This window comes from bacterium (assembly GCA_021372615.1).
GTDB lineage: Bacteria > Armatimonadota > Zipacnadia > Zipacnadales > UBA11051 > JAJFUB01.
Map to the genome: position 1 here is coordinate 17,585 of JAJFUB010000029.1, position 20,105 is coordinate 37,689.

The 20,105-nt window shown below is 66.4% G+C and carries 11 protein-coding genes; 4 read left to right on the top strand and 7 right to left on the bottom strand.

Translation table 11 applies throughout. The annotated features are described in order from the left end of the window. Positions 1 to 99: 99 nt before the first annotated feature. From LLH23_04915 to LLH23_04930, 4 genes are all read left to right on the top strand, one after another. The gene (locus tag LLH23_04915) at positions 100 to 888 is read left to right on the top strand and encodes a hypothetical protein (GenBank protein ID MCE5237813.1); all 789 of its coding nucleotides are present in this window, start codon (positions 100 to 102) and stop codon (positions 886 to 888) included. Next, the gene (locus tag LLH23_04920; protein MCE5237814.1) at positions 875 to 3,232 is read left to right on the top strand and encodes a hypothetical protein; all 2,358 of its coding nucleotides are present in this window, start codon (positions 875 to 877) and stop codon (positions 3,230 to 3,232) included. The genes LLH23_04915 and LLH23_04920 overlap by 14 nt, the downstream gene beginning before the upstream one ends. A gap of 374 nt (positions 3,233 to 3,606) precedes the next feature. After that, complete coding sequence (locus LLH23_04925; protein ID MCE5237815.1) at positions 3,607 to 5,724, top strand: hypothetical protein; 2,118 nt, start codon at positions 3,607 to 3,609, stop codon at positions 5,722 to 5,724. Positions 5,725 to 6,664: 940 nt separating this feature from the next. Continuing rightward, positions 6,665 to 7,966 (top strand): hypothetical protein, encoded by a 1,302-nt coding sequence (locus LLH23_04930; GenBank protein MCE5237816.1) that lies wholly within the window; start codon positions 6,665 to 6,667, stop codon positions 7,964 to 7,966. A gap of 645 nt (positions 7,967 to 8,611) precedes the next feature. On the opposite strand, the gene LLH23_04935 is transcribed toward LLH23_04930, so the two are convergent. The 7 genes from LLH23_04935 to LLH23_04965 all read right to left on the bottom strand — a co-directional run bounded on the left by LLH23_04935 (position 8,612) and on the right by LLH23_04965 (position 20,021). Continuing rightward, on the bottom strand, positions 8,612 to 9,160 hold the full coding sequence (locus LLH23_04935; GenBank protein ID MCE5237817.1) for a GNAT family N-acetyltransferase: 549 nt from the start codon (positions 9,158 to 9,160) through the stop codon (positions 8,612 to 8,614). 44 nt (positions 9,161 to 9,204) lie between these two features. Continuing rightward, positions 9,205 to 10,488, bottom strand: coding sequence for a Gfo/Idh/MocA family oxidoreductase (locus tag LLH23_04940; GenBank protein ID MCE5237818.1), 1,284 nt, complete (start codon positions 10,486 to 10,488; stop codon positions 9,205 to 9,207). An 84-nt stretch (positions 10,489 to 10,572) separates the two neighbouring features. Next, the gene (locus LLH23_04945) at positions 10,573 to 10,743 is read right to left on the bottom strand and encodes a hypothetical protein (GenBank protein MCE5237819.1); all 171 of its coding nucleotides are present in this window, start codon (positions 10,741 to 10,743) and stop codon (positions 10,573 to 10,575) included. Between the two features lie 269 nt (positions 10,744 to 11,012). Continuing rightward, positions 11,013 to 12,722 (bottom strand): glycoside hydrolase, encoded by a 1,710-nt coding sequence (locus tag LLH23_04950; protein MCE5237820.1) that lies wholly within the window; start codon positions 12,720 to 12,722, stop codon positions 11,013 to 11,015. Between the two features lie 672 nt (positions 12,723 to 13,394). Continuing rightward, entirely contained in the window at positions 13,395 to 13,937 is a 543-nt protein-coding gene (locus LLH23_04955) for a hypothetical protein (protein MCE5237821.1), read from the bottom strand. Positions 13,938 to 13,980: 43 nt separating this feature from the next. Further along, the gene (locus tag LLH23_04960; GenBank protein ID MCE5237822.1) at positions 13,981 to 14,892 is read right to left on the bottom strand and encodes a DUF5591 domain-containing protein; all 912 of its coding nucleotides are present in this window, start codon (positions 14,890 to 14,892) and stop codon (positions 13,981 to 13,983) included. 26 nt (positions 14,893 to 14,918) lie between these two features. Then, positions 14,919 to 20,021 carry a DEAD/DEAH box helicase gene (locus LLH23_04965; GenBank protein ID MCE5237823.1) on the bottom strand — a complete coding sequence of 1,701 codons (5,103 nt, stop codon included), beginning with the start codon at positions 20,019 to 20,021 and terminating at the stop codon, positions 14,919 to 14,921. Positions 20,022 to 20,105 lie beyond the last annotated feature (84 nt).

Below are 20,105 nucleotides of genomic sequence, written 5' to 3' on the forward strand. Positions count from 1 at the left end.
TGACATCATGTTCCGCGAGGTGATTGGATGTGTCCTGACGGCCCTGAAGATCAGCCAGACCAACCATTCGGCGGACTACGCGACGAGCAGAGGGAGGGAATGGCTCGTCAGGCAACGGTCAGCAACCTGCTCTTTCTCATCGAGAACGCGCTGCGAGGGGTGGTCGTTCGCGAGATGGAAGCCGTGCATGGTGCACGATGGTGGGAGAAGCGGATGGCGCCCGAAGTCAAGAGCAAGGTGATAGGTCGACAGATGGGCGAGCGACTGGGAAGCGGACTGTCATGGTCTTTGAGCCACGCAGTGGCCTACCTTGACCTCCCGGACCTCAAGCAACTCATAGTGAAGAAAGACAACTGGCGCGACTGCTTCAGCAAGTTGTTCGGCCAGGCGGACTACGTTGAGGGTGAAATGGCTCTCCTCGAGCCTATCAGGAACCGCGTCGCGCACAGCCGCTTTGTCACGGATGAGGATGCCTTGCGCACAAAGGCCACTTGGCAGTACGTCCTTTCTGCCGTGACCGCCGAGGAGGTGCCCAGGCTCTTCTCTCTGGCCATCGCTCCGGTGTCCCCCCTGTCGGAACTGCGGTGGCTAAGAGAGCGGCTGCGCCAGATCGGCGAAGGGGCCGTGGCCTGCAGAGCGACAGTCTGGCCAGACGACGCCGATCGCATCATCTCGAGTTGGTGGTTCTCTGGCGACTTGCTGCAAGCCGACCTGTCCAGCATTGAGCAGTGCTGTAGCGTCCTTAGGGAGTACTGCCTTGCACCCCGCTATGCGGGCATGGGACCTGACTGGATGCGCAAGGCGGAGGAGCTGGCCCTCCGCCCCCTGCTGGCAGACTCGGACACACAGCTTGGGGCTGTGATAGGAGAAGACAATGCCTCTTCCTGATGCTGTGAACCCGTATGACTTCGCACACGCTGTGACTGATCCCCAGGTGTTCGCTGGAAGGCGCGAGCAACTGGAGGAGGCCGAGTACTATCTTCGACTGGCCGCATCGCAACGCCCAACGTCGCTTGCCGTGATAGGCGAGCGATCAAGTGGCAAGAGTTCCTTCATGAACATGATCAGACTGCAGGCAGAGAGGTATGGTCTGGTCAGCTTTCGGATGGACTTGGACTCCAGCGTTGTCCAGACAAGGACGCAATTCTTGCGCCAGTTCTTTGAGGCTGCCTTACTGTCCGTTTGTCGCGCGGGTCTGTACGAAGGGCGCACGGGCCAGGTGTACCAGACCGTGCGACAGCTGCTGGACGGATGGGAGGTCCCCAGCGATCTCACCTGGGTTCGGTTTGCTTTGCCGTTGCAGATAGCGCGCGCATCGGCGGCGGGGCACCTCGAGTCGCTGACGATCCCCGTGACGACGCTTGCCGACGACTTCCGGCAGTTGACCGAAGATCTGGTGACCGACGGGGTCGCCACAGCAATGGTGGGCCTGATCGATGAGGCGAACCTCCTGTCCCTCGACCAGTCGCTGCTCGAGACGCTGCGCAACCTGGTCGAGACAACCCCGAGCCTCATGTTGGTCTTGGCAGGAACAGGCGAGTTCCTGCCGGTCATGCGTGATGTCTTCTCCCCGATCACGCGGCAGTTCAAGGTCATCCCGTTGGGACCTTTTACGTCGCGGCAGGAGGCGAGGGAGTGCGTCTTCCGTCCGCTCCGCAAGATCGGGGTCGAGAAACCGGAGGAGTGCATCAACCTGCGCACCGTCCATGAGCTGACGAACGTGGCCGGCAATCGCCCATACGAGTTGCAGCTCATATGCCACATGATGTACAAGCGGGCTGTCAGGGCAGGCGGGGAAATGGTCCTCAGCACAGCAGTTCTGGACGATGTCTTCCTCGAACTCGACGCTGTTCGAGGCACCGACAGATCACGGATCAGACAGAAGCTGGACGCCTTAGACCATCTCCATCTGACCGCTCTGTGCCAATGCCTGACCCCCGCCGACCTCTCCCTCGATAGAGTAGGCGCGCTACGCATAGCCTTGGCTCCGTCTGAACCTTCAATGCCGAGAGTAGACGCATCAGTTGCTGGTATCCAACTCGCCTACGCCAGTCTGAAAGACCGAGGGCTATTGGAGGAGTCGGACGACGGAGTCCGTCGGCTACCCGGTGATGAGATAAACGACATCTACCTCAAGTACTACGCAGAAGCTCGAGGGATTTCGGCTTTCCGCGAGCCACCGAGGGCACAACAATGGGTGCCCCTTCAGGTCCTCGGTCTGGCAGGCGCGCACGACATCGAACCCTACGGAAATCGGGGTCTGTTTGGCGTGTGGCCTTTGGGAGACCTTCTGCGTTTCCACCAACGCGTCACGGAGGTGGCAGAGAAGATCCTATCTGGCGGCTATCAGTTCGAGGAGACCGACCAGGAGGTGATCTTCCATCTGGAGGAGACCTCGCGCATGTTCCCCCAGGACAGATCCCGCCCCGTGTGTCTGCTTCGCATCGAGCACACCCGAGACCTTCCCGCCGTCGCCGTGCTTCTGGTACACGATGACGCCGCTGTCGAGGTCGCGACGCAGCACCTGAGCGGTCTTGCCTGCGCTCTCGAGCAACGTCTGGCTATGGCGGACGCGAGACTTCTCGAGGTCACCATGTTGTCCGAGCCGGTGATCGGTGGGTTGGACGTACTGGGCGCGCTCGGCGGTGAAGACGCCTGCGAAGTGGCGGCGACAATCGGGGCGAACAGAGCAATCTGTCTGCATGAAGAGGGCGACACCGCGGGGTGTGTGGAGAGCCTCGAGACGCTTGTGCAACTGCATCCGTCAAACGGTACGCTGCGGAACAACCTGGCGTACTGCTATCTGTTGCAGGGCGAGTGGAGGAAGGCGCTTGACGAGGCTGAGCGAGCGGCAGCGAACAGCGACATGCCGCTGCTGCGCTACAATCTGGCGATAGCGAACCTAATGACGGGACAGAAGGAGACCGGTGTCTCGATGCTCGTGGACATTGCGGCCAGTGATCCGCCGGACGCAGACGAGCCGCTTGAGGAGGCCCATTGTCTCCTGGTGCCCGTGCCAGGCGAGGACAGCATCGCGCTCGCTGAACTCCATGCGGGCGTACACGAGGGCTTGGCCGTAGCCCGCGTCGCGGCATTGGCTCTACTGGTGCTGGACGCCGGCGACGCAAGTCATCTGCGCGCGCTCGATAGCTTGGGATACGCCGGGCGCGATCTGATCACGGCGTTCCGTGAGAGGCAGTTGGGGACGTCTGGTACTGCAGCTGACCGATGACCCCAGTTGACCGCGAGACAACGTGGCGATCGGCCTGGGGCACTACCACGTCACGACCTTAGGCGGCGCGAGGCTGAGCGTCAACCATTCGAATGGCTGCGGGGTCGGGGAGCCAACACATTCACTATTCGCCTCCAGTTTCGTCAGAGACTGGAGGCGGATTGCGTTCTGGGGCCTTGCGTGAGCAAGCAGGATGAGTAGCACCAGAAGCAGGTGCCAGAACATGCGGGGAGGATGATCAGGAAGGAAGGCGAAGTCAACATCGGTGCAAACGCCCCAACTGCCGTCGACAGCCCCAAAGAGACACACACGCTAGTTTCGGAACACCACTGGGCCACATTCGCGCTGTGGCCAGGACGGAGGGGGGAGGCTACGTGGAAAGCCAGGTAGACTACATGGCCCGCTACCTCTTTGAGCCGTTCTCAGAGGACTACTACAGGCTGATGAATCAGACCGGGGTGAAGCACGCCTTCCCCCGGGCCGAGGGCAACGACAACTTCAACTCGGTGTGGGATGGTGACGTCGCCCCGGATGGCACGTTCTACTTCCCCCTTTCCTCTGAGGCGGGGAAGTCCGATCACACCAAGCTTGTGCGGTATGATCTCGAGACGAACGCGATCGTGGACTGCTTCTACGCGGGCGACGTGATCCTCCCGCACCCGCGCCACCTGCCCGACAGCAAGCTGCACACGTCCATCAACTTCCTGCCCGACGGCCGGCTGATCGCCACTACGCATAGCACCGACCGCGCCAAGCACCACAGCGAGTGGATGCCCTTCGGCCATCACAACCACGTGTGGGAGGGCTTCCCGGGCTCGCACATTCTCGTGTATGACCCCAGGACCGGCCGGGCTGAGAACTGGGGGATTCCCGTCCCTCGCGAGAGCATCTACGGCGCGAAGTACGACCCTGTCCACGACGCCCTGTACATGATTGGCTTCATGCGCGGTCACGTCTACCGCTACTCGTTACACAGCAGGCAGGTCAAGGACCTGGGCAAAGCGGCGGAGCTATTCTGCTACCGTTTGGTGCTGGGCGCCGACGGCCACATCTATGGTGTCACGAAGACCGGATGTGCGTTCCGGATCAACACGGAGACGGAGGAACTGGAGGACCTGGGCTACCGCTTCCCCGAGGAGCCGGGCAACTGGGGCCACAACACCTGGTACCGCTACATGGCCTGTGGCTTCAACCACCACTCCGGCGAGTTCATGTACATCGTCCTCCCCTTCTCCGGCACGCTCTACAAGCTGCAGTTCGCCACGCTGAAGATCTCGCCGGTCGGCCCGATGCTGGACGCGGATGGCTTCATCCCGCCCCCCAGTGAGCGCAGTTCCTTCTTGCTTGAGACCATGGCGATGGACAAGGAGGGCGTGCTGTGGTACCCGCTCACCCAGCAGGTACTGGAACTCGCGCCGGAAGCCACCATGCGGTACCACCTCCCGTACTACCTGATGCGCTGGGACGTGGACCATGGCCAGGCCCCGGAGTGTCTCGGGGTCATCGGCTCGACCACCAGAGTGTTGAGCCATCCGACCGAGATGGCGATCGACGAGGAGCGGGACAAGATGTACTGCGTGTCCCTGGGACGCGGCTTCGGGGCGGATGGCCCGAACGTGCTGGCCGTGGACCTGGCCGCATTCCGTGAGCACATGTACACGCCGGGCCCCATCACCGAGGACCCGGTTCTGCAGCCGGTAGCCTTCACCGAAGAGCAGATAGCCGCGCGCCGCAAGCAGACCTCCTACGTCGGCGAGGAAGTCACTGCGAACAACCCTTTCGCGGCGTTCCCTATCCGCGACTGCTTCCCCCTCCGCATCTGGCGCGAGGTGCCGCCAGCCAATGTCGAGGACACCAAGGCCATCGGCATGTGCTACGACGATGGCGATCTCCTCCACGTACTGACGGGCAGGACCCTCTGCGCTGAGACCGCCCGGTACGTCTTCCAGATCAAGGGGCGCGAGATCCTCAAACGCCTGGATTTCGGGGAGGTCGAGACGTCCTACCGCGCTTGGCTACTTGACCATATCTTGCCGGGCAAGCTGGAGTTCGATCGGGAGGTGAAGCTCCCTGAGGCGACCGGACGCCGCTATCGCGCCGTGGCTTCGGCCGCAGCAGAATGGAACGGGCACCGGCAGATCGTGGGGACCATGGACGCGCTGGTGGCCATCGTCCAGGGCGACCGCGTCTACTCGCTGGGGCACGCCGCCGCCTATGGCCCGGTGCAGTGCATGTGCACCAACGCCGACAAGACGAAGCTCTGGGGCGTTGCGGGAGACCCGGAAGACATGGGGTATGTGTTCTACTACGACGACGAGGTCGGCCTGCGGCAGCTCGGCATCGTCTACTACAACGCCCCCGGGTTCTACGGTCCCACCGCATCCAACGAACTCTCCAGCATCGTGCTGAACCATGCCGAGGACACTCTGGCAATCGGCTCGATCGATCGCCTCTCCACGATTCACGTCGTGAGTCTTGCTCCTCCGGCATGATCCATCCGAGCTATCGCCGGGGCTGTACCTCGCCAGACTTGCTCCTTCCCGCCCGGACTGAGTGGGCACCCGAGGAGGCACCGAGTTGGCCGCGCTCCGTCTCCTGGACTGACACCTGTCCTTGCCGAAGACCCCCGTAGGGTCTCACAACTCACCTGCCGGGCAGAGAGGCTCTAGCTGAACGGCTGCGGTCAGATCATGCCCGCCAGTTCCCGGCGCTCTTCGCTGGCCAGTCAGTCGCGAGTACTGTGCACGCTGGGGAGCCAGCATTCTTGACCAGCATCTGCCCCTCCCGCCCTGCGGCCAGAACCGGCTGCAGGGCGCTTGTTTTCCGCTCAACCCCTGTCTGAGTCCCCTTTTCTGCTCCTCCAGGCTGCCAATCACCGAACGAACTGGGCGCCCGGCCGGGGATGAGGGGTTCGTGGCCGAACTGGAGCGGCTGACGGGGCGCGTGCTGCCGGCAGGCTCACGCCTGCCGCTACCGCTGAGGCGTGCCTTCGGCCCTCCCCGTCGCGGCGACACCGCGGGGTATGCTCCCACGGGCTGGCGCCACCTGGCTCGCGGCTGCCGCGCGAGGCAATCCTCTGTCCATGCGCCTGGGAGTGCTCTGCTTCCCGATGGTCCGGCTCGATGCCATCGGCAGCCCGGAGTCCACCACTGGGTGGATTGGTTGGAAGTGACCGCCTTGACAGGAAGTGAGCGTCGCGGCGGCGAATGCAGGACTCGATTGGTATCGTTTCGATGGTGAACCTCTTCGTGTCCTGGCGTCTGCGACAGACGGCGGTCCTCGTCCGCACCTCTGGGGTTCGGTCAGGGGCCTGGCAGCGGGCCCCACTCAACCGTTGCCCGGCTGGTTCAGGTGTCGCCAGGGTCACGTGGGGTGCCATCGTCGGCGACGCCCGGCCGCCAGAGGCGGCAACCCAGCCAGGGAGTGAGGCCAATGACCAGTCTGACTGCATGCCCACGGCCCCATCGGTCGGTAGTGCTCCTTGCTCTTGCTTGTGCCTTTCCGTGGGCGTTTGTGGTCCTACCTCAGCCACTCCAGGCAGACGCCGCGGACCAGGGGATCATCGCCTATGTGCGGCTCTCGACGCATGACATCCACCTCGTCTCGCCTGATGGGACGGGCGACCGGGTGCTCTGGACCGCTCCCCGCAAGTTCTTCGTGGATCCGCCAATCGATCTCGCCTGGCGGCTCGACGGCCGCGAGTTGGCCTTTGCCAGCGGCCACGAGGCGTGGGCCTCGTGGTACGATAGCGATGTCTATGCGGTTGGCTCCGACGGCACCGGCTACCGACGCATCACCAACGCGCCGGCCGTCGCCGAGCTCGCCAGACTGCCCAAGGGCTCGGTGACCGTGAGCGTCTCCAACTTGACTGTTGACCGGGTACAGGTGTACGTGGCGGGCGCACCGGAGCTCAAGTCCGTCCCCGCCAACGGGACGATGACCTTCGACGACGTCGCCGATTTCGGGCCGGGCGTCTGGCAGCCGGCAGTCGGCATCTACGGCCTTTATCGGATCATGCCGTCCCCGCCCCTGGCAGACATCGAGCCGGGCAAGACGGTTCCGGGAGGGAACCTGATCATCTCCCGGTACTCCGGCATCCGCTTCTTCGGCGCCGGCAAGGTCTCCTGGAAGGCTGACGGGTCGGCGCTCGCCTACGCCATGCGGACCTGCTCAGGAATCAGCCAGATACCCGCGCTCCCCAAGTACGGCTCCATTGGTCTGCCGCTCCCGGTGGTCGCGAAGGCCTCCCCTGGCCTGGTGGCCTGGGGCCCAACTCCTGACACGAGTGACCGGTATCTTTATCGGTCGGGCTACAACATCCTCGATGAAGAGCGTGGGGGGATCTACCTCAACACCGTTGGTGACGCCTCCGGGGGCAGCAAACTCGTGTCCACCCACCGGGCCGAGTTGGTGCGCGACATCGAGTGGTTGCCTGATGCGTCCGGCTTCCTCTTCACCCAGATGTACGTCCCCCTGAATATCCGCACGGACCTCTTCGAGTACAGCTTCGCGACGAAGCAGGTCAAGCAGCTGACCGACCTCAAGGACGACAGCGCCCGTGGACTCAGCATCTCGCCCGACGGCCGGCAGGTCGCCTTCGAGCGAGAAGGGACCGATGCAACGAGCAGCTTGTGGATCATGGACCGCGACGGCTCGGGTCTGCGCAAACTCGCCGACGATGCCGGTCGTCCTGCCTGGGGCCGGCTGCCGGCGGCTCGCACGCCCGGCGGTTAGCTGGCAACGGTGGCGCGGTGAAGCGGGAGCCGAACAGCCTGCCCCCCATGGCTTGCCCGATCACGGCCCAGACGGCTGCCGCCGGCATCCTGACAGTAGGCACTTTCCGTATACTGTGTCTACGGACCACGTCCCGGCAATGTGATGCCCCCCCGGGCTGCCAGGTCAGTCTGGCGCTGTTGTCCGCGTGGCGACCAGCGATGTGCGGGCAGGTCAGCAGCAGGTTGGGGAGCTGGTACTACTTGTACAGGTACAGACCCCCTCAGCACGGACGTCGAACAGGACGTGGAAGAACTCCTCAGCCGGGGTCCAGTCCAGCGGGCAGACTCACATCTCGACGGTGCCCGGCTGGCCTTGGAGCAGACCGGCGGGATAGTCTACATAGCCGGTGCAAGGGCCGGACTTGAGCGCCTGCCAGACTTTGCCGCGGGCCAGCGGCGGTGGTGCCGCTCAAGTCCTTGCCGAAACTGATCGTGATAACCGGGGCCGTCTGGGGCAGGCCCAGTGTGGGCGCCACCGGGCAGCCCAAGGGCATCCGTGCACGCATGGTCCCCATGGTGGCGACAGAAACGCCGGTAGCTGCCTTGCGCTTCGGCGGGACGCCACCCGCAAGGCGGTGGTTGGGGGGCACGACACCGCGACAGGCTATTGAGCCGGTGGCCAGGGGCGAGCGAGGGCCTGGAAGACCCCACGCCACGCCGCGTCGTGCTCGGGCTCGCCCAGCACCGGCTGCATGCCTAGCCCCAGGTACATCCGGATCGCCGGCAGCAGTGGCGGAAGCGTGCCGAGGTGCACCGCCTCGAAGCCCCGATCCCTGAAGTAGTGCATCGTCGCCAGGACGATGGCCTTGCCGAGCCCCCTGCCGCGGTGCTCCGCCAGCGTCGCTACCCAGCGGATGCGGCCCTCCCGGGTCTCGTCCGGCTCATCCCGCCAGGTGAAGGCAGTGGCGACCGCTTCCTCGCCGCACATGATGAAGAAGACTCCCTCGGAGTCGTACTGAGGCTTCGCCATGAAGCTCTCTCGAATGTACTCCTCGGTCCAGTGCTGGTCCTCAAAGCAGGCGTTGATGACGCCGGCCCAGGTCGGGCACGGGTTGTCGAACTCGCTCGCGGTGGCCAGACGGTAGCCCGCGGGGATCCGGACTGGCGGCAGGTCGTCCAGGTGCGGCCGGCGCAGGTTGATGAGCAGACCCACAGGAATCCCTCCCGGCAAGTGGTGGTGCGGCACTGTCTGCTGGCCTATGGCTGTAGCGGCTGCGTGGTGTCCAGCAGCGGCCAGTCGGCGGGCGGCATGCCGAAGTCGGGGATCGTGAGACGTTCGCCGTCGCGTCTGGCCGACTCGTGGGCGACGATCCCCGGCGCATTGTACCGGGCTGCCAGCCAGACGTGGTTCGGTGGCAGCTTGTGTGCCGCCACGGCGCGCACAAAGTCGTTCACCAGGAACACGTGCGTCCCGTCATGTCCGTTGGGTACGCCGGCGAACTCGACAGGCAGTTGCCAGAAGGGCTGGGCCGGCGATAGCCCCAGGAACTTCTTGCCCAAGTACTCGCGCGGCAAGTCCCCCAGATTCTCCTCGGTAACCTCGACCCCGCCAAAGCTCCGGATCGCGCTGACGTCCTCACTCTTCAGAGCGACGAGCTTGCCGGCGTCCGCGTACGGGATCTCGGTCGACTGTCCGTAGTCCCGCGGGAAGTCGAGCCATGTGAAGACCCCTTGCCCAGGCTGCTCCTCATAGGCCGCGTGAGTCCCGATGATGGTCATGCGGCCGTCGCCCGCGCCGACGCGACGGAACTCGTTGACCCGCGCCATACCGCCGTCGGAGGTGCGAAACAGGGCCGACTCGTTGCTGAACACGTTCTGCCACGGGCTCTCCTGCGCGCGGAAGACGCCGTCGGGATGCCGGTCCACGTACCCAAAGCAGGCCACCTCCGTCATGCGCCGGAACGTCACGCCCAGGACGAAGGCGGTGGAATGGGTCGGGTAGAGCATCGGGGGGAAGCTGGCATCGCGCTTCCAGGTCTCGCCGCCGCTGTACATGTAGGCCCCGTAGAGGTGGGCCATGTCGTGGTGGTACTGGCCCTCGCCATAAACAAACTCGCCGAACTCCCCTCGCGCGAACTTGTCGCGGCAGAAGGTGGTCTGGGCGCGGTAGTAGCTTGTCTCCCCCAGCATGTAGACCAGGCCGGTGGACTTGACGGTGTCCACGAGTTGGGCCAGCTCCTCAAGGGTGGTGGCCGCGGGTACGGCGCTGTAGACATGCTTGCCCGCTCGCAGTGCCTGCACGGCCTGTGCGGCGTGGTCCCAGCGCGCGGTGAAGAGGGCCACGCAGTCGCAGTCGCTGCGGCAGAGGGCCTCCAGGGAGTCGAAGGTCCTGGTCACCCCAAGCCGCGCCGCCTCGCGCGCCAGGCGGTCGGGGAGGACGTCTGCCAGGTACACCTCGCACACACTCGGGTGGCGCTGGAAAAGCGGTACGAAGACGCGGCCGAACTGCCCCGCGCCGCACAGGCCCACTCTCAGCTTCATCCTGCGGCCTCCTGATCCTGTCATGTCTCCCGCCCTACGGGCATCCCTGATGCGGTCGGCGAGAATGGCCGTTCTGGCGTCGGTCTACTGCAGAAGGCGCCGCAGGCTATCGGGGCCCTTGCGGTCGGGGTAGCGGCGCTCGTAATCCAGCGACAGATGCCCGTGATAGCCAGCGGCCTGCAGGCAGGAGACCGAGTTGGCGCCGCTCTTGGACCAAAGCTTGCGCGTTGTCGGCCCCGACGGCACCGTGTCCAACAGTGGCAGTGCCGTCCTCCCGGGATGGCTGTTAGGCGCGGCCGAGGTCGCCGACTGGCGCTGGAGGGCGCCTCCGGCTGTGCAGAGGTGCCGGCACAGGCGGCGCACATGTCGGCAGCGGGGGCTCACCATCGCCGGAGGCTCTGCAGCAGCGGCCAGTAACCTTGCTCCACCGGGCCTCGCCGCCACCTGGGACGTGAGGGTGGCTGCGGTCAAAGCAGGAGCGGCGGCCCAACGCGGCGAGGCGTGCCCCATTCCCCCCACTCGCTCTACTCTCGCGGCTCATCGGGGCGCGCGGGGCCAGGGGGCGAGTTCACGGCAGTCGGCGCCGGCAGCGCAGATACCAGGATCGCCGTGTCTGGCGCCTTGCCGGAGTAGAAAGCGAGGACGTGTGCACTCCCGATCGCGGTGGCGTTCACGTTGCCTGAATCGACCCCGATCCGACTGCCTGTGGCGACTGCCTCGGGAGGGGGCCAGTTGAGCGGATTGCCGAACACGCTGGCTGGATCGACGACCCGACGCCAAAGGACACCGTGGCCACGCTGGTAGTAATAGTTGCTCAGCAGACCGGTTTCGGCGTCGAGGACCAGGCTCGGCGTGGAAGCACAGACATCGCCGATGTTTGTTTTCGAGCGCGTCCACGTTGCACCATAGTCGGTCGATACCATCTGGAATTGGGTCTGCGTTGTGGACGCGCCTCCGCCCTCTATCCGCGCGATTGCGAGAATCCTGCCGTTGCCGAGATAGACAGCGGACGGCTCGGTCGGCCACTCGGACTTGGGCAGCTTGGACTCGATGGTAGTCTGTGTCCAGGTTGCGCCATCATCGCTGCTGGTCAGCGCGCCCCACGAGTGACTCGGGCTGTCATCGTATGCCCCTGCGAACCAGAGGGCCATGAGCCCGATCGTGGGGACCGAGAAAACGTCGGTGATCTGCATCGGCGTCACGGCGAGCTTCGGCGTCGCCACGAGCGTGAACGTCACACCATCCCTGGTGCGATAGAGGTCGTGGTTCCAGTCCTTCCCGATGCGCCGCACCCAGAGGAGCATCGCCCCCGTGGAATCCACCCCCTTCCCGACGGTGACCTCGCCGTAGCCCGGCGTGTTGGCGACAACAGCTTCCGTCGTCCAAGTCTTCCCGTTGTCCGTGGAGGTGCGCGCGTACACAGCGCGGGCGTCCTCATCGATGGTGTGCGCCGTGCCTCGGCTGTACACGCAGACCAGCTTGTCTCCGAGGGCCTGAATCATCGGCCACGAGTTGTAGCCGCTCACGTCCTGCACGACATGTGGCTTCGGGGGAGCCTCCAGGGGGGTTACCTTGACCATGGCCAGGCCAGTGGGCTTGGTGAACGTGTCGGCGGGATCGGTCGGCTCCCGCTGAATGCGCACCCACAGGGGAGCATTCGGCTCCACCTCGTAGTAGGGCTCCAAGAGAATGGTTCGAGTGTAGAACGGTCCAGCGGGAAGCGCGGTTCGCACGGGGGCGCCCAGAGCATACCGCGCCGTGAAGGGAGCACCTTCCACCATCTGCGTTAAGTGGCACCTGTAGACATCCTCATAGTCGGGGCTCGTCGAGGCATCCGTCGTGGTCACGACGATCTCCACCTTCACGCCGCCGCACCCGCTGGGAAGCCCGCCCACGAGTCCGGCGACAGACTGCCCAGGCGTGCCGCCCGATAGCGACCACACCGGGATGTGTGTGGAGCCGCTCGACATGAGCACCAGCGAAGGCTGGCCCGTCGCAACCGACATGCTGTCTGCGCTCAGACAGATCGGCGCCCCCGCCCACCTGCCAGAAGCTCGCCTCTGAACCATTCGCTCACCATCCTCGACAACCGCCTGTTTCTCTTGGGCGGGCGAACCGACGGCCTCGCCCGCTCCGAAGCCGGCGACAGGTGCGGCAAGCAGCGCAGTGTATAGACAGATCATCTCACCGAGGGTGAAGCCGTGCCGCCCGCAAGCACTAACTGCATCTAGCATTGATTCTTCCTGTCGCGCGCCATTGGTGAACGTGGCCTTCACGTGCGGCGGTGCGCGGCAACGCCGTCAAGTGCCAGGCGATGTCCGGGTAACGGTCCTTGTCGTGGGACCGAAGGTAGATGTGGGCGTCGATGATGCGCAGCGCTGCTTCCTTGCTCGGACAGAGTTTCGCCGCTCGCAGCGGCAAGCCTCCCCTCCAGTGCCCTGACCGAGGATCTCGCGTGGTAGCAGGCGGCGGTCACCTGGGCGTGATCCGTCTCCTGCCAACCGGGATGCGGGTACAGCGCCTAGCAGTCGTTCTGAATGTAGTCGGTGATGCCGGGCCAACTGGCGGGCACCTTGTGGTGACCCCCGTTCGTGGTTGGCGCCTGCTCTGCTGTCTCTTTGACTGGTTGCCAACGCCCGTGGGGTCCCGGAACTCATCTGCAAGGCGAGGAGGCCGGACTGGAGCGGCCGCTGTCAGATTGCCGGAGCAAGGCCCATATTCCTCGGAACCGCCCGAACCCCATCGTCAGAAACGAATGACCAGTGGTGGGGCAATCTCGAAGACCCGGAGGTTATGTAACCAGATGGCTTCCGGGTCGGGGAGCCAGTTCACCTTTCATACGAACCAGACGCCATCAACTGGACCCCCGCCGCACCTCCCCACATACCAGCACCGCTCGCGGCATCTCACCGTGTCTGCCTCTTCGCGAGCGACCGGATCAGGCTCAGGCTCAGCTCCCCCGGCTGCCCCCATCCTCGCTGGCCCGACGCAATCCTGGGGCGGAACTCCTCATAAAGGCCGTAGGACACCTCGGCCAGGTCTTCAGGCTCGAAGGCACTCGCCAGTTCACCCATGGCCTCGCGCACGGCCGGCAGGGCCGCCCCGAACTTCCCGGCCAGGTACTTCTCCACGCTCGCGGGACTGATCGCCTTGTCCTTGACGACGGCCCGGATCCCACTGGGGGTGTGCTTGATGGGCACAGGGCGGCAACACACCTCCACCCAGCCGTCCTCGCCCAGGCCCGTCTTCCTCGGCGGCCCGCCCCGCTCGGGTGCCTTCGGATCGCCGAAGATCCCCAGCATCCGCCCCTTCGTCTGGGCATTCAGCCCCGAGACCGCTTTGCCGAGCGTTAGGGCCGCGTCCCAGTCGTAGCCCATGCGCTTGGCGACGACAGCCGCCCACAGGGTCAGCACCGGGGCTCGGTTCACCGTCACCGTCTCCTCGGCCATGGTTCGTCCCTCCTCCTGCTCCCCTCACGGGCGGCCATGCGACTCATCCCTCGTCGTACAGCGCACCCAACTCACGCAGTCGCCGCGCCGCCGGCTCCTCCCAGTCCGCCCCCAGCCACTCCAGGAGGCGCAGCGTCAACTGGATCCAGTATTGCTGCCAATACGTGCGGGGTCGGCTGGCGCCGACCTGCGTGATCCGTGGCCCACCTGCCACGGGCAGTACTGCCATCTCCCTTCCTGCCCACCGGCTGGCCAGAGACATCACCTCGCCGTACCGCCCCTCGGTAAAGGTGGCGATGTGGTCGTACTGCCCGCCATGCGCCTGCAGATACCCGGCCATCCTCTGCGCCAGCACCGGCTTGGTCCGTTCGTATACTCCCGGGGAGAAGTGTTTGACGCCGCCACCGCCCACGTTGGCCGGGTAGATGTCCTCCAACTCGTATGGAACAGGCCCCACTTTGCTGGCCAGAACGACAACGTGCACGGGGCAGACGAGGAAGTCAGCGCGGGGATCCCTGCCGGTCGCAGCCCAGATGGCGCGCTTCATGAACGCATGGGATGGCGACGTGGAGAATGGCCGCCGGACGGAGCACTGCAGGAACACCAACAGCCGCTTGTCTGCCGGCGGGCAGTATCGTTCGAGGACGTACTGGGAGAACGCCTCGGAGGCCGGGCTGGTGACGTCCAGGTCGCGGTCCCCCAGCGGGGGCCAGACCTCGGCAGCCGCGCGCAGTTCGGCGACTGCCCGGGACGTGCGCCGCTCCAGCTCTCGCGTCCAGGCGGCTGCCCAGCGGTACTGCCACCCCGGCATCCCGGCCACGAAGTGCCCACGCAGCACAAGGCCCTCGGCAGCGAGACCGCACACGGCCTCGCCCACGCCTTCAGCGGGCAGCCCACACAACTGCGCCAGGGCCTCCACGCTCAGGGGGGCGTCGGCCGGGAGCAGCGCGGACATCACGCGGTGCCGGATCTCCCGAGGGTTCACCCGGGCCCCTCCCTCTCCCCGTCGGCTCCCCGCCGGGCCAGGTACGCCTCAATCTCCGCCTCGGTGAACTCACGCCGGCGCCTGAGCTCGGCGATGAAGTCCTCGGTCAGGTCGTCCACGCTGCGGACGCGCCCCCAGCCCTGCCGGAATGGCCATCGCCTGCGGTAGCCGGTGAGCCCCGGCGGCCGCACCTGCAGGCCCACGAATGATGCCCCCGCTCCGGCAGAGGCGGCGGTTACGCCCCGGTACCGCGCCTTTGGGGTTGCGCTGCTCCACTCAAACTCCCAGCCTTCCCCGGCCAGCTCGCGCTGCAGCAGCGCCAGCGCCGCCGCCAGCACCGGCCGGACCTGCTCGTGCGCACGCCCCACCGCGTACTCCGGGCCCACGTCCGCCCTCCTCTCGGCATAGCAGGCGGGGAAGGCCGCTGGCTCGCCCGATGGTGCCAGTCGCGTTGCCGTGCCGTCGGGCGGCCAGCGCATGGCTCCTCTAAAGAACCTGAAGCCGAGACCCTCCAGGAGACCGGACACCGGATGTGTCTCGACCGGGCACCCGTTCCAGCGCGCGATCTCCGTCGGCGCTTCATCGCCTCCCGGCGTCCACTTCAGCCGCTCGAGACACTCGCGCAGCTCCTCCCGACCCAGTGGCGCCATCTGCAGCGCGTCGCTCCGGTGCAGGTACACCAGGGGTTGGCCAGCCCGCACAACCACGCGGCTTCCGCGCCGGCGCGGCCTGTGGACGGCGTTTCCGGCGGCATCCCTGAACTCCAGGCTCGTGGCGTACAGGTTGGCTGGGTCCGTAAACGGTAGCACGAGCAGGGGCTCGTCGGGCAGGTGGGCTCCGGCGCCGTGCTCGCCCCGCCGGGCCCGGCAGTCGCGCAGGAGTTCGACCGCCTCCGGCAGGCCGTACTGCTCGCCGTGGTGGCTCTCGATGAAGTCGCCGCGACTGACCTGTCCCAGCAGCTCGCGGCGCTTGAACTCAGGCAGCAGGCGGTCCCACATCGGAGCCCCCGCTTCGGCGCCCACGATCTCCCGGCTGACAATTCCCCAGCGCCGCAGGAGCTGCTCGGCCCAGTGGCGCACGACCGCTTCGTCTTCAGCTTCCTGCCGGCCCGCGCGCAGCCGTTCCGTCGCCAGCCAGCGGCCTAACCGCGGGTCCAGGCGACGGCTCCTCATGCGCTCGAGGACGCGCTCGTGGGTGTCCTTCCCTCCCACGCCGCCAGACGGGTGCAGGATATCGTGCGGCGTGTGCATCAGGTCATAGCACGCCGACAGTGTCACCCCGAAACCGGCGTGGCGCACGCACTCATACGTATCGCAGGCCAGCTCCCCACACCAGGCCAGATGCCACACAGCTCGCACTGCAGCGCCCTCCTCCACGCCGGTGGCAGCGACGACGTCCTCGAAGAACCCGGCCCCGTGCTCCCGGAAGTGCTCTCGCACTGCCCGGATTTGGCCGGCGATGTCGCAGTCTGCCGAACTCTCCCCGTCCTCCGGTGCCGCCGTCCCCCTCCCCAGCCATGTCATGTCGTCGGTCAGGCACAGAGTCAACATGCCGCGGTGGATGCGTCCCCCTCCCACTCTGCGCCAGCAGACCTCACCGGCGGCCATCAACTGGTCGAGCATTGCGGGGGAGTAGTCCCAGACCCGGGCGGCCAGTGTCTCCTCCTCCAGAGCGCCCTGGATCACCTCGCAGCCCTGCAGTTGCCGGATCACGTCCCGTAGCCCTGCCGTTCCGCGCAGCCGCGTTTCTGGATGGACGTGCTGCCACCGCGACACGAAGTCGACCACTTCCTCCCCCGTGCATGCCGCCAACTCGCGTCTGAGGTAGCCCAGGGTCAGACGGTGGATTTCCTCCAGGTTCGCGCGGTTCACCCACTGAGGCCGGGGCTTGTCCCGTGTGTACGCGCCCTGCGCCACCGTGCCCTCGGCTACCAGCTCGGCCAGTGCTCGCTCCACCGCCGGGGCTGACCACCCGGTCCGGCCCATCAGTTCGTAGGCGGTCACAGGGCCGCGGCAGCGCAGCATGCGCTCGATCACGGCCCGTCGCGCCTGCTCCTGCGGCACCGCCCTGCGCCAACGGGTCGGGATCAGCTCCCGCGCCGGCCGTTGCTCGTCTGCTACCAGCGCGCCGTCTTCCAGGCGCGGGACCAGCACGGGCTTGGCCCGTCGGCTCGTGCCCGGAGCAAAGGCATCGCGGTACTCCCGCCAGAGCTCGGGGGTCACCAGCCGCACCGGTTCCTCTTCGCAGTCCGGCGTGTCGACCGCCACCACCCGGCCTTCGGCCAGCAGCGGCGCCAGGAGCGCAGCGGGATCGCCCTGGGCGACCTCATCCACGGACTCCAGACGCGCGGGCAGGTCACCAAGCTCCCGGATCACCTGTGCCAGTTCGTCGCTGGTCCGGGCCTGGCTACCTTCCGCCCGGCGCTGCCAACGCGCTTCGAGGCGCTCGATCGCGCGGGGGTCCAGTAACTCCGCCATCTCGTCCGCGCTCAGCACGTCCTTCAGCACCTGCCGGTGCAGGCGCAAGAGCTGAGCCCGGCGCTCTCGCCCCATAGCCTGATCTCTCCGCACCGGGTCGCCCACAAGTAGCCCATGCGCAAAGGGCGACGGCGCCTCCACTTCCTGGAACACCAGCTCCGCCTGGCCGCGCTCGACAGCCGTCAGCAACTCCCGCACCGCCCCCAAGTCCAGGGAATCGTGCAGGTACTCCCGTATCACCTCCGCGACGACCGGGTAGCTCGGCTCCGAGCCGCATGCCTCTTGCAGCTCCTGAGCCCGGTAGCCCTGGAGCCAGAAGGGCACCCGCGCGCCCTGCCACGCCCGGAGCACCTGGAGAGAGCATGTAGCCGCCGCCCGGAACGCGCTCCCATACACTGCAGCGTCCCGGGCAGTACCGGCCACCAGACCCTCGACGTCGCCTGCTCCCACGGCCAGCAGGGCCTGGGCCTCCACGACCTCCCGTGCCCCCTCCTCTCGTCGGGTGAGCAGCAGGATGTCGTTGGACGCCGTCGCGGTCCACTCCCCCAGCCCGCTCTGCAGCGCCGCGGCAACCAGGGCGATCCCCCACGTCCGGTTGACGCGCTGCCCGAAGGGGCTGTGGACGATCACGTTGTCACGCCCCAGTTCGTCGCGCCAGGTCTCCACCAGCAGGCGCTCGTGATCCGGCACGACCCCCGCCGTGGCCCGCTGCTCGCGCAGGTAGTCCACGAGCGCAGCGGCGCCATCGTGATTGAGGTGGTACTCACGCTCCAGCCATTGCCGGACTCCGGGGTCATCGAGTCTCGCAGCCAGCTCCCGACGCAGCTCGCCAACGCGCTGGCCGGCCGCCACTGTCCGCGACTCGACCTGGCCGTGCCACCACGGGATCGTGGGCGTAGCGCCGGGCGCCGGCTCAACCAGCAGGCGGCCGCGGTCCATGCCGGCCATGCGCCAGGTCGAGCTGCCCAGCACGAAGATGTCGCCCGTGCGCAGGCTGTCGTCCACGAACTCCGACTGCACCGCACCGATGCGCTTCTTGCCGCCGGCCAACACCACCTCATACTCAGCCGTATCCGGGATCGTCCCCACATTCATCGCGCACACCTGCGCGCTGCCGCGGGTCGGTGACAGCCGGCCCGTCACGCGATCCCACAGGAGCAACGGGCGGGGCGGCCACGCCATCTGGAAAGGCCGTTCCCCGGCCAGCATCCCCACTACACGGTCGAAGGCCTCGCGCGGGAGGTCCCGGTACGGGTGCGCCCGCCGCACCAGCTGGTACAGCCCGTCCGCGTCCCAGGTCTCAGCTGCCACCGCTCCTGCGACCTGCTGCGCCAGCACATCCAGGCAGCCACGAGGCATGCGCACGTCGTCAATCTGACCGGCGATCGCGGCCCGGGCGATTGCGGCCGCCTCCAGCAGCTCATCGCGGTCGAAGGCCAGCACACGCCCCTGGCTCGTAGCCCCCAGCAGATGCCCGGCACGTCCCACACGCTGCAGGCAGGTGGCGACCGAACGCGGCGACTCGAGTTGGCACACCAGGTCCACGGCCCCGATGTCGATGCCCAGCTCCAGTGTGGCCGTAGCCACCAGCGCGTCCAACCGTCCGGCCTTCAGGTCGTCCTCTGCCTCCAGGCGGGTCTCACGCGACATCGAGCCGTGATGGGCGGCGATCCGCTGCCCCTCCGCTGCCAACTCGCGCAGACGCAGAGTCGTCCGTTCCGTCTTGTACCGGCTGTTGGTGAAGACCAGCGTCGTGCGGTGCCGGGCGATCTCCCCCAGGATCAGTTCATAGGCCGTGGCCCACAGGGCGCTATGGCTGGCCTCAAGGAAGTCGGGGAGTGGGGCCACGACCTGCACATCCAGACCCTTGCGCATCCCGGCGTTGACCACTGTGCATGGCCGCCGCTGCCCGTCCGGGGTGTAGCCCACGAGGAACGCCGCGATTTCCTGCAACGGGCTGAGCGTCGCGGAACAACCGATGCGCTGCAGCGGGCCGTCAACTCGCTCCTCCAGCCGCTCGAGGCTCAGCGCCAAGTGCACGCCCCGCTTGTTGTCACACAGGGAGTGGACTTCGTCCACGATGACGGTCCGGACGGTCCGCAAGTGGGGCGCCATCTGGCGACTGCCCAGCAGGAGGTACAGGGATTCCGGCGTGGTGATCAGTATATGCGGGGGTCGCGCGATCATGCGCTGGCGCTCGGACGGCGGCGTATCCCCGGTGCGCACCGCCACCCGGATGCCCGACGTCGCCTCACTCGCCATCTCGCCAATGCCTGCCAGCGGGACCAGCAGGTTACGCTGGATGTCATTGCCCAGCGCCTTCAGGGGTGTGACATACAGGACCTGCACGCTCTCGGCCAGGTCCTCCGCCTGCGCCCGCCGCAGCAACTCGTCTATCGCACACAGGAAGGCGGCCAGCGTCTTGCCTGATCCAGTGGGGGCCAGTAGTAGAACGTTCTCGCCCAGCCGGAGGCGTGGCCAAGCCAGTTCCTGCGCCGGCGAGGGACACGGGAAGGTCTGCTCGAACCACTCGCGCACCGCCGGCAGAAAGGCGGCGAGCACCGGGGAGCGCGGTTCTCTCCTAACGACCCGCTTCTGTCCCACCTTCCGCTGCCTGTTCATGGATGACGCCTGAGTCTGGGCGACAACGAGACTGCAGCACGCCAACACGCCCACTGACGCGACCGACCGGCAGGTGACCATGCC